General features: G+C 60.3%; 12 protein-coding genes, 2 tRNA genes and 1 rRNA gene. 7 read left to right on the top strand and 8 right to left on the bottom strand.

The features are described 5' to 3' along the window. Nucleotides 1–155 precede the first annotated feature (155 nt). Nucleotides 156–1,109, bottom strand: a complete 954-nt coding sequence (locus LGQ10_RS15540; RefSeq protein WP_058435757.1) for an adenosine deaminase — start codon at nucleotides 1,107–1,109, stop codon at nucleotides 156–158. A 278-nt stretch (nucleotides 1,110–1,387) separates the two neighbouring features. On the opposite strand from LGQ10_RS15540, the gene LGQ10_RS15535 reads away from it, so the two are divergent. After that, complete coding sequence (locus tag LGQ10_RS15535; RefSeq protein ID WP_058435758.1) at nucleotides 1,388–2,476, top strand: calcium:proton antiporter; 1,089 nt, start codon at nucleotides 1,388–1,390, stop codon at nucleotides 2,474–2,476. Here LGQ10_RS15535 and LGQ10_RS15530 read toward each other — a convergent pair. From LGQ10_RS15530 to LGQ10_RS15515, 4 genes are all read right to left on the bottom strand, one after another. Continuing rightward, a complete protein-coding gene (locus tag LGQ10_RS15530; protein WP_226526053.1) occupies nucleotides 2,473–3,276 on the bottom strand; it encodes a formylglycine-generating enzyme family protein in 804 nt (267 codons plus the stop codon). The two genes, LGQ10_RS15535 and LGQ10_RS15530, sit on opposite strands and share 4 nt — an antisense overlap. A gap of 312 nt (nucleotides 3,277–3,588) precedes the next feature. Then, the gene (locus LGQ10_RS15525; RefSeq protein WP_058435760.1) at nucleotides 3,589–4,947 is read right to left on the bottom strand and encodes an 8-oxoguanine deaminase; all 1,359 of its coding nucleotides are present in this window, start codon (nucleotides 4,945–4,947) and stop codon (nucleotides 3,589–3,591) included. Nucleotides 4,948–5,152: 205 nt separating this feature from the next. Next, the gene (locus tag LGQ10_RS15520) at nucleotides 5,153–5,836 is read right to left on the bottom strand and encodes an SDR family oxidoreductase (RefSeq protein WP_226526052.1); all 684 of its coding nucleotides are present in this window, start codon (nucleotides 5,834–5,836) and stop codon (nucleotides 5,153–5,155) included. A gap of 33 nt (nucleotides 5,837–5,869) precedes the next feature. Then, nucleotides 5,870–6,040: a hypothetical protein gene (locus LGQ10_RS15515; protein WP_226526051.1), complete on the bottom strand. Its 171-nt coding sequence runs from the start codon at nucleotides 6,038–6,040 to the stop codon at nucleotides 5,870–5,872. An 82-nt stretch (nucleotides 6,041–6,122) separates the two neighbouring features. On the opposite strand from LGQ10_RS15515, the gene LGQ10_RS15510 reads away from it, so the two are divergent. Then, nucleotides 6,123–6,560: a hypothetical protein gene (locus tag LGQ10_RS15510; RefSeq protein WP_226526050.1), complete on the top strand. Its 438-nt coding sequence runs from the start codon at nucleotides 6,123–6,125 to the stop codon at nucleotides 6,558–6,560. Between the two features lie 359 nt (nucleotides 6,561–6,919). Here the strand turns inward: LGQ10_RS15510 and LGQ10_RS15505 are convergent, their stop codons facing one another. From LGQ10_RS15505 to LGQ10_RS15495, 3 genes are all read right to left on the bottom strand, one after another. Next, complete coding sequence (locus LGQ10_RS15505; protein ID WP_058435504.1) at nucleotides 6,920–7,501, bottom strand: IMPACT family protein; 582 nt, start codon at nucleotides 7,499–7,501, stop codon at nucleotides 6,920–6,922. A 5-nt stretch (nucleotides 7,502–7,506) separates the two neighbouring features. Beyond that, entirely contained in the window at nucleotides 7,507–8,175 is a 669-nt protein-coding gene (locus LGQ10_RS15500; RefSeq protein WP_058435505.1) for a TetR/AcrR family transcriptional regulator, read from the bottom strand. A gap of 103 nt (nucleotides 8,176–8,278) precedes the next feature. After that, complete coding sequence (locus LGQ10_RS15495; RefSeq protein ID WP_058435506.1) at nucleotides 8,279–9,199, bottom strand: LysR family transcriptional regulator; 921 nt, start codon at nucleotides 9,197–9,199, stop codon at nucleotides 8,279–8,281. Nucleotides 9,200–9,325: 126 nt separating this feature from the next. On the opposite strand from LGQ10_RS15495, the gene LGQ10_RS15490 reads away from it, so the two are divergent. The 5 genes from LGQ10_RS15490 (at nucleotide 9,326) to LGQ10_RS15470 (ending at nucleotide 14,688) form a co-directional block, all read left to right on the top strand. Continuing rightward, nucleotides 9,326–10,675 (top strand): aspartate aminotransferase family protein, encoded by a 1,350-nt coding sequence (locus LGQ10_RS15490; RefSeq protein WP_058435507.1) that lies wholly within the window; start codon nucleotides 9,326–9,328, stop codon nucleotides 10,673–10,675. 73 nt (nucleotides 10,676–10,748) lie between these two features. Beyond that, the gene (locus tag LGQ10_RS15485) at nucleotides 10,749–12,242 is read left to right on the top strand and encodes a CoA-acylating methylmalonate-semialdehyde dehydrogenase (protein WP_226526049.1); all 1,494 of its coding nucleotides are present in this window, start codon (nucleotides 10,749–10,751) and stop codon (nucleotides 12,240–12,242) included. Nucleotides 12,243–12,865: 623 nt separating this feature from the next. Next, a 16S ribosomal RNA gene (locus tag LGQ10_RS15480) occupies nucleotides 12,866–14,402 on the top strand. A 123-nt stretch (nucleotides 14,403–14,525) separates the two neighbouring features. Then, nucleotides 14,526–14,602 (top strand) — tRNA-Ile (locus LGQ10_RS15475). Between the two features lie 10 nt (nucleotides 14,603–14,612). Then, nucleotides 14,613–14,688, top strand: a tRNA-Ala gene (locus LGQ10_RS15470). Nucleotides 14,689–14,837: the final 149 nt, after the last annotated feature.

Below are 14,837 nucleotides of genomic sequence, written 5' to 3'. Positions count from 1 at the left end.
CGCTTTTTCGCCTGTTCTTGCCTTGCGCTGACGGCCTCGCCTACGTTTTTCAACGGTCTGCTAGAGCCTGTAGCCCGGGCACCCTTGCAAGAGGGCGCCCGGAAAGGTTCTTCGAACCTTGTCGCAGCCTGTGGCAGAGGCTACAGGAGGCAGGCCTAGGGCTTGACCAGGCGTGCGTCCAGGCTGTTCTGGGCCAGGCGCCGGGCCTGGTCCTGGGTCATGCCGAGGTCAGTGTGCAGGGCATGGAAGTTCTCGGTGACGTAGCCGCCGAAGTAAGCCGGGTCATCGGAGTTGACCGTCACCTTCACCCCGCGCTCCAGCATCTCGAGGATGTTGTGCTGGGACATGTGGTCGAACACGCACAGCTTGGTGTTGGACAGCGGGCATACGGTCAGCGGGATCTGCTCGTCGATGATCCGCTGCATCAGCCGCTCGTCCTCGAAGGCACGCACGCCGTGGTCGATGCGCTGGATCTTCAGCAGGTCCAGGGCTTCCCAGATGTACTCGGGCGGGCCTTCTTCGCCAGCGTGGGCAACGGTCAGGAAGCCTTCGCTACGCGCGCGGTCGAACACTCGCTGGAACTTGCTCGGCGGGTGGCCCATTTCCGAGCTGTCCAGGCCCACGGCGACGAAGGCTTCGCGAAACGGCAGGGCCTGGTCGAGGGTCTTCTGCGCTTCTTCTTCGCTCAGGTGACGCAGGAAGCTGAGGATCAGGCCGCTGGTGATGCCCAGTTGCTGCTCGCCATCCTTCAGGGCACCGGCAATGCCGTTGAGCACCACTTCGAAAGGCACGCCACGGTCGGTGTGGGTCTGCGGGTCGAAGAAGGGCTCGGTGTGGATCACGTTCTGCGCCTTGCAGCGCAGCAGGTAGGCCCAGGTCAGGTCGTAGAAATCCTGGGAGGTGCGCAGCACGTCGGCACCCTGGTAATAGAGGTCGAGGAACTCTTGCAGATTGTTGAAGGCGTAGGCCTTGCGCAGGGTCTCGACGTCGCCCCAGGGCAGGGCGATCTTGTTGCGTTCGGCCAGGGCGAACAGCAGCTCCGGCTCCAGGGAGCCTTCCAGGTGCAGGTGCAATTCGGCCTTGGGCAAGGCGTTCAGCCAGTCATACATGGTGTTGTCTCATCAGGTGCGGATGCGCGTGGAAACGTGGAAGCCCGGACGGTGCCCTTCTATGGGGCCTGGTCATCGGCTCGCGGTTCCCGGCAGGTGCGAAAAAGCCGCCATTCTACAGTGGGCGCGGCGAATGTCCGGCAAAACCTGACCGGGGGAAAGACACCGATGCTGCCTGGTGGAACCTTTGGCGGGCAATATGTAACGAAACATTAGTGACTCGCGACAGGCTTCCGCTCATCTCCTATGTCCGTTTTTATTTCCGTCAAGGGACTGCAATGCTCACTTCCATCAAGCAAGAAAAGCTTCTGCTGCTTGCGCTACTGGCCGCTGTGGCCGCCTATCCGCTGGAACACCTGCTGCTGGGCAGTGGCCAGGGCATTGCCCTGGTCGCAGGGCTGGTACTGATCGGTTTTATCGTGGTGGCGTCGATGCGTGTTGCCCATCACGCCGAACTGTTGGCGGAAAAGGTCGGCGACCCCTACGGCACCATGATCCTGACCCTGGCCGCGGTGCTGGTGGAAGTGGTGATCCTGGCGATCATGATGAGCAACGAAGCCTCGCCGACGCTGGTGCGCGACACCATTTATTCGGCGGTGATGCTGGACATCAACGGCATTCTTGGCCTGGCCGCGCTGATGGGCGGCATCAAGCACGGCGAGCAGCCCTACAACGACGACTCGGCACGCACCTACAGCGTGATGATCCTCACGGCCATGGGCGTGTCGATGGTGGTGCCGGAGTTCATCCCCGAGGCTGACTGGAAGGTCTACTCGGCCTTCACCATTGGCGCGATGGTGGTGCTCTATACGTTGTTCCTGCGGATGCAGGTCGGGCCCCACAGCTATTTCTTCAGCTACAGCTACCCGGAAAAACGCCGCAATAAAGAAACCCGGGAACAGCCCGATGCCGTCAATCTGGCCTGGAGCATCGGCATCCTGGTGTTCGGGGTGGTGGTGATCGGTGCCCTGGCCGAGGTGATGTCCAAGGCCCTCGATCTGGGCCTGGAAGGTACCGGCGCACCACCAGTGATCACGGCGATCCTGGTGGCGGCGATTTCCGCCGCGCCGGAGATCCTGACCGCCCTGCGTGCCGCCCTGGCCAACCGCATGCAGTCGGTGGTCAACGTGGCCCTGGGTGCCTCCCTGTCGACGGTGATCCTCACGGTGCCGGTGATGGAGGCCATGGCCTTGTACACCGGTCAGCCGTTCCAGATGGCCATGACGCCGGTGCAGACGGTGATGGTGTTCATCACCTTGATCGTCAGTGCGATCAACCTCAACGACGGTGAAACCAACGCCATCGAGGGCATGACCCACTTCGTCCTGTTCGCGACCTTCATCATGCTGTCGCTGCTTGGTCTTTAAAGCGCTCGCGCCGACTGGATGGCGCAGCGAAAGCTGACCCCGGGGGCATTCCAGGCCGCGAGTGCCCCCCAACGCCAACGGCGCACGGTACTGGCCGAAGGCGAAAAGGTCGGGTCGTTGGCGAACTCGTTGTTGGCACCACGTTGTGCCCGATAAATGCCGGTTTCAGGCCCTTGCGGATTCTCCACGGGAGATTCGCGGTAGTAGTGTTTGTCGTACCAATCGTTGACCCATTCGCTGGCATTGCCGGTGAGGTTGTAGAGGCCAAGAGGATTGGGAACGAATCGGTCCACGGCGAAGGCCTTGTTGTCGTCAGGTGCCGGAAAGTTGCGGCCGTAGTCCAGGTTGCCGTTGTCGGTGGCAAACATCACCGGTTGGCCCCGGTTGCGTGCCGCATATTCCCACTGGGCTTCGGTGGGAAGATCCACGGGATAACCGCTGAGGTCCGCCAGCCAGCCGCAGTAATCCTTGGCTTCCTGCCAGTCTCGAGATGCCGGGGCGGGCAGGTTTTCCTGGTAGAGGTGCTTCATGTCGGCGCGCTTGCGCAGTGCCGCGTCGAATGGCGGTTTGCCTTGCGCCAGGAAGAACAGGTCGAAATCGCCCAGGGTGGTTTGCAGTGAGGACAGGTAATAGCTGCTCAACTTGACGGGGTGAACGAAGTCGTCATCGACGTCGAGGCTGATCCGCTCCATGTTTGCCGGGTCCACGCCGCAGGGCCATTGGCACAAGGCCTGTGGGTCGAAGCCGCGGGGCCAACCGAAATCGCCCATCTGGAATTCGCCACCTTCAATCAACACCATGTTGTCCATCGAGCGCACGACCGTGTTCAGCACCGCATCGCGAGTTTGCGGGGAGAGGTCCGGGTATTTGCGGCTGATGGTCGAAGCTATTTCTGCAACTTTGTCAGGCGACAGCACTTTGCTGGCGGGGCCGGCAACCTCCTGTTTTCCACAGCCTGAAATCAGCAGAGCGACGCAGAGCGCCAGTCCGTGCTTTTGTCTCACGTAATATCCCTATGACTGCTCGTTTGGGGGCGCAAAATTACCATGTTTCCTCAAGCTGATTGCGCTCCAAGGGCGAGGGATCGGATACCTCGCCGCTGGAGACAAGGATCAGCTGCCGGCGATCAGTTGCCGGGCCGCCTGGCTGTGATCGGCGATCAGGTGTCTCAGGTCCAGCCCTTCGACCTGGCCATCGATCACCCGCCACTTGCCGCCAATCATGACCCGATCCGCTCGGTCCGCACCGCACAGCAGCAGCGCTGATACCGGATCATGGCTACCCGAGAAGCGCAGCTCATCGAGCTTGAACAACGCCAGGTCCGCCTGCTTGCCCACTGCCAGTTCGCCGATGTCGGTGCGGCCCAGCAGGCTCGCCGAACCCCGGGTCGCCCAGCCCAGTACCCGCTCCGGGGTGATCTTTGCGGCGCCGTAGCGCAGACGCTGAATGTACAGCGCCTGACGCGCTTCGAGGATCATGTTCGAGGCGTCATTGGACGCCGAGCCATCCACGCCCAGGCCGAACAGCGCACCCGCATCGGTCAGCTCGATGCTGGGGCAGATGCCGGATGCCAGTCGCATGTTCGAACTCGGACAATGGCAGATGCCGGTGCCGGCCTGGCCGAGGCGGGCGATTTCATCCGGATTGAAGTGGATGCCGTGGGCCAGCCACGTGCGCGGGCCGAGCCAGCCGACGCTGTCCAGATAATCCACGGTGCGCAGGCCGAAACGCTGCAGGCAGAAGTCTTCTTCATCGAGCGTCTCGGCCAGGTGAGTGTGCAGGCGCACATCGAGTTCGTTGGCCAGTTCGGCGCTGGCCGACATGATTTGCGGGGTCACCGAAAACGGCGAACACGGCGCCAGCGCGATCTGGATCTGCGCGCCGTCGCCACGCTCGTGGTACTGGTGAATCAGGCGCTGGCTGTCGTCGAGAATCACCTGGCCCTCCTGCACCGTCTGCTGCGGTGGCAGGCCGCCGTCCTTCTCGCCAAGGCTCATGGAGCCGCGGGTGAGCATGGCGCGCATGCCCAGTTCACGTACGGCTTCGACTTGCACGTCGATAGCGTTTTCCAGGCCGTCGGGGAACAGATAGTGATGGTCAGCGGCAGTGGTGCAACCGGAAAGCAGCAGCTCGGCCAGCGCCACCTTGGTCGCCAGGGCGAGTTTTTCCGGAGTCAGCCGGGCCCAGACCGGATACAGGGTCTTGAGCCAGGGGAACAGCGGCTGGTTGACCACCGGCGCCCAGGCGCGGGTCAGGGTCTGGTAGAAGTGATGGTGAGTGTTGATCAGGCCCGGCAGCAGCACGTGCTCGCGGGCATCGAAGACCTGCTGGCAAGGGCTCGCAGGTTGCTGGCCGAGGCCCAGCACTTCAATGATCAGGCCGTCTTGCAGCACCAGGCCGCCGCGGGCGTCGAGGGCATTGCCGGTGAAGATGGCCAGGGGATTTTTTAACCAGGTACGGGTCGCAGGCATGGTGGCCGGCTCCTCTGAAAGTGGGTTCAGGTTAGCCAGCTCAGTGATGCCCTGTCTGCTGATCCAGGGTCGCCGCGATGGGCGAGTTGCGCAGTCTAGCGAAAGTTTTGTCGGGCGACAAAATGCTTGTTCAGTGCCCGATTCCAGAGCCTTTGGCGAAGGTGGCCGCTGCTTGCGACAGCGGCCACCGAGACTGGCCCCGGGCTTACCAGGGGATGGCCCGCCCCTGGTAGTCGATGAAGTGATGGCCGCCCTTGCCGGCATAGGCCTTGACCTGGGCGATCAGCCCCTGGGTGCTGGTCAGCACGTCGAGGTCGGCGCCTTCGCCGCCCATGTCGGTCTTCACCCAGCCCGGATGCAGCGAGAGCACGGTCAGCGGCTGCTCGAGCTGGCTCACGAAACTGTTGGTCATGGAGTTCAGCGCCGCCTTGCTGGCCTTGTACAGCGCCAGCTCGGGAGCGTCCGGCATGGTCACGCTGCCCAGCACCGAGCTCATGAACGCCAGCACGCCGCTGTCCTTGCGGATCTGCCCGACAAAGCGCTGGGCCAGGTTGATCGGCGCCACGGCATTGGTGAAGAACAGCTGGCCGACTTCTGCCTGGGTGGCGTGCCCCGGCATCTGGTTGTCCGGGCCCTTGACCCCGGCATTGACGAACAGCAGGTCGAAGACCTGGCCCTTGAGTTTCTGGCTCAGGGCGAGCACGGCGTGCTGGTCGTCCATGTCCAGTTGCTCGATTTGCACCTTGCCCAGGGCTTGCAGCGCCTCGGCCTTGTGCGGGTTACGCACGGTGGCGGTGACCTGCCAGTCGTCTTCCAGCAGGCGCTGGACCAGGCCGAGGCCCAGGCCCCGAGAGGCGCCGATGATCAGTGCGGTTTTTGCCGTGGACATGGTGAAGCTCCTTGATGAAGGGGAATCATGGGATCAGTGGACAGGCTTGCCCGAGTCTTGGCTGCAGTTCCCGACGCAAGCGGTCCGTTCGTTGATGTGGGTTTCGATCAGCTCCAGGGTGTTGTGCAGCAATTGGGCGACAGCCTGGCTCGCATGGGCGCTGTGCCACAGGGTACTACCGCCGGCCAGTGCTCGAATGCGCATGCGGCAAACTGGAAAGTGCTTGACCCTGGAGCATACTCCAGGCTTTAGCGTGGGAGCTCCTTGAATCGATGGAGCGACAACCATGTGGACAAACGAGCAGTACCGGACATTGGTCCGGGCCAGTGGCTGGTACGACTTGCTGGTAACCCTGGCCTTTGCCACGCCGTGGAGCTTCATGGCGTTGCATGGGCTGGTGGCCGACACGGCCCTGGCAATGAATCTGCCGGGAGCCTTGCCGGCTTTCGAGCCCATGCATGTGCTGATGGTCAATCTGATGGGGTCGATCATCTGTGTCTGGGCGCTGTTGCGGATTCGCGATCCACAACCGGCGTTCGGGCGTTATGACGCACTGGGACGCATCCTGTTTTCGACGTGGCAGGTCTATGCCCTGGCGCAGGGGGCTACAGCGCTGATCGGGGTGATCCTGTTCTTCGAACTGGCCTGGTGCGTGGCCCAGCTGCTACCGGTGCGTGCTGACCACTACTCAGGTAGCCGCCTGCCAGTACCGGCGACGTCATGAGTCAGGATGCCTTGAGCAAAAAATGAGCAGATGCGCCCAGGCCCTGTGCAATCTGCGGCGCACGCAGCCTTGCACGGGTTATCCACAGCTTGCTCCACAGTATTTGTGCGCAAGCCTGAAACTTGGGCATAAGCGCGCATGGCTTATCTTCCAAGCGCGATAAAGCCATCTAAGCCGCTGTTTTTCGTTGTAAAAAAACCGCTGGCGAGCACTTTGGGTGAAAAATGATCAACGCCGTCAAAGCCACGTTGCAAAAGGGTTACAGCGCGGTGTGCTCAGGTTATCCACAGCCGGATGCACAGCAGATGTGGGCAACTGCGCTGGCCTTGACCGGTTATGCACAAGCGTGAAGCCGGTGTTCAGCGTGCCAGCAGAATGCGCCCGCGGCTCAGGTCGGCCAGTTGTTGCTGCAGGGTATCGATCTGCTCTTCACCCAGGGCCAGTTGCAACTCCACGCCGTTGGCGGTGAAGTCTTCCTGGACCAACAGTCCCCCCAGCTCGGCGACCCGCAGCTTGACCAGGGCCAGTTCACTGAAGCTGCAGGCGCAGTGAAGGGGAACTCGATTGACCAGGGCGATGCGTTCGGCGCCTTGCAGGCATTTGTTGGCGCCACCGCCATAGGCCCGGGCGAGGCCGCCGGTCCCCAACTGGATGCCGCCGTACCAGCGGATCACCAGGACTGCCACCTGATCGCAGTCCTGGGCTTCGATGGCGGCCAGGATCGGCCGTCCGGCAGTGCCGCCGGGTTCGCCATCGTCGTTGCTGCGGTACTGGTCGGCCAGCTTCCAGGCCCAGCAATTGTGCGAGGCGTTGGGGTCGCTGTGGGTCTGGATAAAGGCTTGGGCCTCAGCGGCGCAGCTGATGGGCGCGGCGAAGGTGATGAAGCGGCTCTTGCGAATTTCCTCGCGGTATTCGCAAAGGCCGGCCAGGGTAAAGGGCATGGAGGTCAGTCTTTTTCGGCAGGTGTCAGGCCGCAGCCTTTGAGGATGATGCGCAGCAGATTGTCAGTGGCGCTTTCCATGTCCTGCTTGGTCAAGCGGCTGCGGCCGGTGACCCGGCAGATCTGGGTGGCGAAGTCGGCGTAGTGCTGGGTGCTGCCCCATAGCAGAAAGATCAGGTGCATCGGGTCCACGGGGTCCATCTTGCCGGCGTCGACCCAGGCCTGGAACACATCGGCCCGACCCTGGAACCAGGAACGGTAGTCCTGGTTGAAGTATTCGCTGAGGCATTCGCCGCCACTGATGATCTCCATGGCGAAGATCCGCGATGCCTGGGGCTGGCGTCGGGAAAACTCCATCTTGGCGCGGATGTAGCGGGTCAGGGCCTGGGCCGGATCGTCCTCGGCGGTGAGGCTGTTGAAGGTGCTGTCCCACTGCTGGAGGATGTTGCTCAACACCGCGACATACAACCCCAGCTTGTTGGTGAAGTAGTAGTGCAGGTTGGCCTTGGGCAGCCCGGCCTTCTGCGCGATGGTGTTCATGCTGGTGCCTTTGAAGCCATGGCGGGCGAATTCGTCCTCGGCGGCCTGGATGATGGCTTGTTCGTTCTTCTGCCGGATGCGACTGGCCGGCTTGCCTGGTTGAGGGGCGCTGTGGGCGGGGACTTCAAAGGTCATGGAGGTTTCCGAACGAGTCTGTGGGGGACAGCCTGTGCGTTGATAGCGTACCCGGGTTGAACAGACAAGCCTTGGTGCAACAAAAGCGGGGCAGGGGGCCTGGCTACCGGGTGGCTGCCAGGCTTTCCAGGAAACTCTCCAGCACCAGGTGCGCACGCCGGCCCTTGCGCGTGACCGTCGACAGGTTCAGGTCGTAGAACCGCGAATTGGGCTTTAGGGCCCGCAACCGGCCCTGCTGTACCCACAGGCTGGCGTAATGATCCGGGAGGTAGCCGATGTAGCGCCCGGTGAGAATCAGGAAGGCCATGCCTTCGCGGTCGGAGGCGCTGGCGGTGCAGTTCAGGGCCTGGTACTGGGCCTGGATCTCGGCCGGCAGGCGGAAGGTCGGGGCGATGGCGTCCTGGTCATTGAGGCGCTGGTCGTCCAGTTGCTTGTCGTCCACATAGAACAGCGGGTGGCCAACCGCGCAATAAAGCAGCGAGCGTTCGTCGTACAACGGTTGGTACTCCAGGCCGGAGAGGGCGCTGGCCTGGGGGACCACGCCGACGTGCAGGCGGCCATCCAGTACCCCTTGCTCGACTTCACTGGGGGCAATCATGCGGATCTGGATCTGCACGTCCGGACCACGCTCCTTCAGTTGCGCCAGGGCGTGGGTGATGCGCATGTGGGGCAGGGTCACCAGATTGTCGGTGAGGCCGATGATCAGCTCGCCGCGCAGGTGGCGGTGCAGGCCATTGACCTCGGTACGAAAGCTTTCCAGGGCGCTGAGCAGTTGCAGGGTCGACTGGTAGACCTCGCGACCTTCCTCGGTCAGGGAAAAACCGGCGCGTCCGCGTTGGCACAGGCGCAGGCCGAGCCTCTGTTCCAGGTCGCTCATCTGCTGGCTGATGGCCGAGCGGCCGATGCCGAGCACGGTTTCGGCGGCGGAGAATCCACCGCACTCCACCACGCTGCGAAAGATGCGCAAGAGGCGGATATCAAAGTCGCTGACTTGTGCCAGCGGATCGGCTCGGCGGATGCTCATAGTTTAGCTGGGGGCTGACTGAAGGTTATTAAAGTTGGATTTCACCGACTTTATAGCCGTGGCAACTTAGCTGCAACAACGCTTCATCCTTCCTACGCCGCTTCATTGCCCTGCGAGGTCTTGTCCATGAACATGCCGCAAAGCGCTCCACAGTCCCTGGCCAGCCAGCTTAAGCTCGACGCTCACTGGATGCCCTACACCGCCAACCGCAATTTCCAGCGTGACCCGCGCCTGATCGTCGGCGCCGAAGGCAGTTGGCTGGTGGATGACAAGGGTCGCAAGGTCTATGACTCGCTGTCCGGTCTGTGGACCTGTGGTGCCGGCCACTCGCGCAAGGAAATCCAGGAAGCGGTGAGCAAGCAGCTGGGCACCCTGGATTACTCCCCGGGCTTCCAGTACGGCCATCCTCTGTCGTTCCAGCTCGCGGAGCGGATCACGGCCCTGACGCCAGGCAACCTGAACCACGTGTTCTTCACCGATTCGGGTTCCGAGTGCGCCGATACTGCCGTGAAGATGGTGCGTGCCTACTGGCGCCTGAAAGGCCAGTCGACCAAGACCAAGATGATCGGTCGCGCGCGGGGTTATCACGGGGTGAACATCGCCGGCACCAGCCTGGGCGGCGTCAACGGCAACCGCAAGCTGTTTGGCCAGGCGATGATGGATGTCGACCACCTGCCCCATACCTTGCTGGCCAGCAATGCCTTTTCCCGCGGCATGCCGGAGCAGGGTGGTATCGCCCTGGCCGACGAGCTGCTGAAGCTGATCGAGCTGCACGACGCTTCCAACATCGCCGCGGTGTTCGTCGAGCCGTTGGCCGGTTCCGCCGGCGTGCTGGTACCGCCTCAGGGCTACCTCAAGCGCCTGCGGGAAATCTGCGACCAGCACAACATCCTGCTGGTGTTCGATGAGGTGATCACCGGCTTTGGTCGTACCGGTGCAATGTTCGGCGCCGACAGCTTCGGCGTGACGCCAGACCTGATGTGCGTGGCCAAGCAGGTCACCAACGGCGCTATTCCCATGGGGGCGGTGATTGCCAGCTCCGAGATCTACCAGACCTTCATGAACCAGGCGACTCCCGAGTACGCGGTGGAGTTTCCCCACGGCTACACCTATTCGGCGCACCCGGTGGCCTGCGCTGCCGGCCTGGCGACCCTGGACCTGATGCAGAAGGAAAACCTGGTACAGAGCGTGGCCGAAGTCGCCCCGCACTTCGAGAATGCATTGCACGGCATCAAGGGCGCGAAGAACGTGATCGACATCCGTAACTTCGGCCTGGCTGGCGCGATCCAGATTGCCCCGCGTGATGGCGATGCCATCGTACGGCCGTTCGAGGCGGGCATGGCCTTGTGGAAAGCCGGCTTCTATGTGCGCTTCGGCGGCGACACCCTGCAGTTCGGCCCAACCTTCAACAGCAAGCCACAGGACCTCGATCGCCTGTTCGATGCGGTTGGCGAAGTGCTGAACAAGCTCGATTGATTCGATCCTTCTTATATAGAAGCAGGCGCGAAGTGTTCAGCGCCTGCACCTTCACTTTTTCAGGAGCCCCCGCATGAGTCTGATTCCTCACCTGATCCATGGCGAGTTGGTAAATGACAGCGGCCGCAGCAGCGACGTGTTCAACCCATCCACTGGCCAGGCGATCCATAAAGTGCCGCTGGCCAGTCGCGAAACCATCCAGCAGGCCATCGATTCCGCCAAGTCGGCGTTCCCGGCCTGGCGCAACACACCGGCGGCCAAGCGTGCCCAGGTGATGTTTCGCTTCAAGCAGTTGCTGGAGCAGAACGAAGCACGTATTGCCCAACTGATCAGCGAAGAACATGGCAAGACCCTGGAAGACGCAGCGGGCGAACTGAAGCGCGGTATAGAGAACGTCGAGTACGCCTGCGCCGCGCCGGAAATCCTCAAGGGCGAGTACAGCCGTAACGCGGGACCGAACATAGATGCCTGGTCCGACTTCCAGCCGCTGGGCATTGTCGCGGGTATCACCCCGTTCAACTTCCCGGCCATGGTGCCGTTGTGGATGTACCCGCTGGCGATTGCCTGTGGCAACTGCTTCATCCTCAAGCCTTCCGAGCGTGACCCGAGTTCAACCCTGCTGATTGCCCAGTTGCTGCAGGAAGCCGGGTTGCCCAAGGGCGTGCTGAACGTGGTGCATGGCGACAAGGCCGCGGTGGATGCGCTGATCGAGGCGCCAGAGGTCAAGGCCTTGAGTTTTGTCGGTTCGACGCCGATCGCTGAATACATCTATGCCGAGGGGACCAAGCGCGGCAAGCGTGTCCAGGCGCTGGGCGGGGCGAAGAACCACGCAGTGCTGATGCCCGATGCCGACCTGGACAACGCGGTCAGTGCACTGATGGGCGCAGCCTACGGTTCATGCGGTGAGCGTTGCATGGCGATCTCGGTCGCTGTGTGCGTAGGTGATCAGGTGGCGGATGCGCTGGTGGCCAAGCTGGTGCCGCAGATCAAGGCGCTGAAGATCGGTGCCGGGACTTCGTGTGGCCTGGACATGGGGCCGCTGGTCACCGCCCAGGCACGGGACAAGGTCAGCGGTTATGTGGAGGATGGCGTGGCGGCCGGAGCACAACTGGTGGTGGATGGTCGCGGGTTGAGTGTGGCTGGCCACGAAGAGGGCTTCTTCCTCGGGGGGTGCCTGTTCGACCGTGTCACTCCACAGATGCGTATCTATAAAGAAGAGATCTTTGGGCCGGTGCTGTGCATCGTGCGGGTCAACAGCCTCGAAGAGGCCATGCAACTGATCAACGATCACGAATACGGCAACGGCACCTGCATCTTTACCCGTGACGGAGAGGCTGCACGACTCTTCTGCGATGAAATCGAAGTAGGCATGGTGGGTGTCAACGTGCCGCTGCCGGTGCCGGTTGCCTATCACAGCTTCGGTGGCTGGAAGCGTTCGCTGTTCGGTGATCTGCATGCCTATGGACCCGATGGTGTGCGTTTCTATACTCGTCGCAAGGCCATCACCCAGCGTTGGCCGCAGAGGGCCAGCCATGAGGCCTCGCAGTTCGCTTTTCCGAGCCTGTAAAGGGAAGTGAGCAAAGGCCGCCCCCCTGGGGCGGCCTTTGCATGCACGGTTTTTTGACCGATATGACAGTTTTATGAAATTAATGCTTGACGCTCGATTCTACAGGTCTATAATTCGCCCCACTTCCGGCGCAGTCGAAACGGAAAACTCCTTGAGATTCAATGAGTTACACGGTTTTCGACAGCGGTAACGCTTCAGTTCATCGAAGCCCAGAAGGAGCTGATAAGGCAGCGTTTTTCGCCTTGTTAGCGTTTCGATCCTCTCGATCGAAAGCGGATAAAAAGAGGTGTTGACAGCAGCGTGTAACGCTGTAGAATTCGCCTCCCGCTGACGAGAGATCGGAAGCGCAAGTGGTTGAAGTTGTTGAAGAAATCTTCGAAAGCTTCTGAAAATAATCACTTGACAGCAAATGAGGCTGCTGTAGAATGCGCGCCTCGGTTGAGACGAAAGCTCTTAACCAACCGCTCTTTAACAACTGAATCAAGCAATTCGTGTGGGTGCTTGTGTAGTCAGACTGATAGTCAGAAAGATTATCAGCATCACGAGTGACCATGCGAGAAATCACATAGTCATTTGAGATTGCTGAGCCAAGTTTAGGGTTACTTAAAAACCCAAGCAGTATTGAACTGAAGAGTTTGATCATGGCTCAGATTGAACGCTGGCGGCAGGCCTAACACATGCAAGTCGAGCGGATGAAGTAAGCTTGCTTACGGATTCAGCGGCGGACGGGTGAGTAATGCCTAGGAATCTGCCTGGTAGTGGGGGATAACGTTTCGAAAGGAGCGCTAATACCGCATACGTCCTACGGGAGAAAGCAGGGGACCTTCGGGCCTTGCGCTATCAGATGAGCCTAGGTCGGATTAGCTAGTTGGTGAGGTAATGGCTCACCAAGGCTACGATCCGTAACTGGTCTGAGAGGATGATCAGTCACACTGGAACTGAGACACGGTCCAGACTCCTACGGGAGGCAGCAGTGGGGAATATTGGACAATGGGCGAAAGCCTGATCCAGCCATGCCGCGTGTGTGAAGAAGGTCTTCGGATTGTAAAGCACTTTAAGTTGGGAGGAAGGGCAGTAAGCTAATATCTTGCTGTTTTGACGTTACCGACAGAATAAGCACCGGCTAACTCTGTGCCAGCAGCCGCGGTAATACAGAGGGTGCAAGCGTTAATCGGAATTACTGGGCGTAAAGCGCGCGTAGGTGGTTTGTTAAGTTGGATGTGAAAGCCCCGGGCTCAACCTGGGAACTGCATCCAAAACTGGCAAGCTAGAGTATGGTAGAGGGTGGTGGAATTTCCTGTGTAGCGGTGAAATGCGTAGATATAGGAAGGAACACCAGTGGCGAAGGCGACCACCTGGACTGATACTGACACTGAGGTGCGAAAGCGTGGGGAGCAAACAGGATTAGATACCCTGGTAGTCCACGCCGTAAACGATGTCAACTAGCCGTTGGGAGCCTTGAGCTCTTAGTGGCGCAGCTAACGCATTAAGTTGACCGCCTGGGGAGTACGGCCGCAAGGTTAAAACTCAAATGAATTGACGGGGGCCCGCACAAGCGGTGGAGCATGTGGTTTAATTCGAAGCAACGCGAAGAACCTTACCAGGCCTTGACATGCAGAGAACTTTCCAGAGATGGATTGGTGCCTTCGGGAACTCTGACACAGGTGCTGCATGGCTGTCGTCAGCTCGTGTCGTGAGATGTTGGGTTAAGTCCCGTAACGAGCGCAACCCTTGTCCTTAGTTACCAGCACGTTATGGTGGGCACTCTAAGGAGACTGCCGGTGACAAACCGGAGGAAGGTGGGGATGACGTCAAGTCATCATGGCCCTTACGGCCTGGGCTACACACGTGCTACAATGGTCGGTACAGAGGGTTGCCAAGCCGCGAGGTGGAGCTAATCCCACAAAACCGATCGTAGTCCGGATCGCAGTCTGCAACTCGACTGCGTGAAGTCGGAATCGCTAGTAATCGCGAATCAGAATGTCGCGGTGAATACGTTCCCGGGCCTTGTACACACCGCCCGTCACACCATGGGAGTGGGTTGCACCAGAAGTAGCTAGTCTAACCTTCGGGAGGACGGTTACCACGGTGTGATTCATGACTGGGGTGAAGTCGTAACAAGGTAGCCGTAGGGGAACCTGCGGCTGGATCACCTCCTTAATCGACGACATCAGCTGCTTCATAAGCACCCACACGAATTGCTTGATTCATTGAAGAAGACGATAGAAGCAGCTTTAAGCTCCAAGCTGATAGCTCCAAGCTAACAGTTACAAGCTCGAAATTGGGTCTGTAGCTCAGTTGGTTAGAGCGCACCCCTGATAAGGGTGAGGTCGGCAGTTCGAATCTGCCCAGACCCACCAATTTTGTTATGGGGCCATAGCTCAGCTGGGAGAGCGCCTGCCTTGCACGCAGGAGGTCAGCGGTTCGATCCCGCTTGGCTCCACCATAAACTGCTTCGAAAAGCTTAGAAATGAGCATTCAGACACGAATGTTGATTTCTAGTCTTTTGATTAGATCGTTCTTTAAAAATTTGGGTATGTGATAGAAAGATAGACTGAACACTACTTTCACTGGTAGTGGATCAGGCTAAGGTAA

It is taken from the genome of Pseudomonas sp. L5B5, assembly GCF_020520285.1.
GTDB lineage: Bacteria > Pseudomonadota > Gammaproteobacteria > Pseudomonadales > Pseudomonadaceae > Aquipseudomonas.
This window is presented reverse-complemented; position numbering and strand designations above follow the sequence as displayed.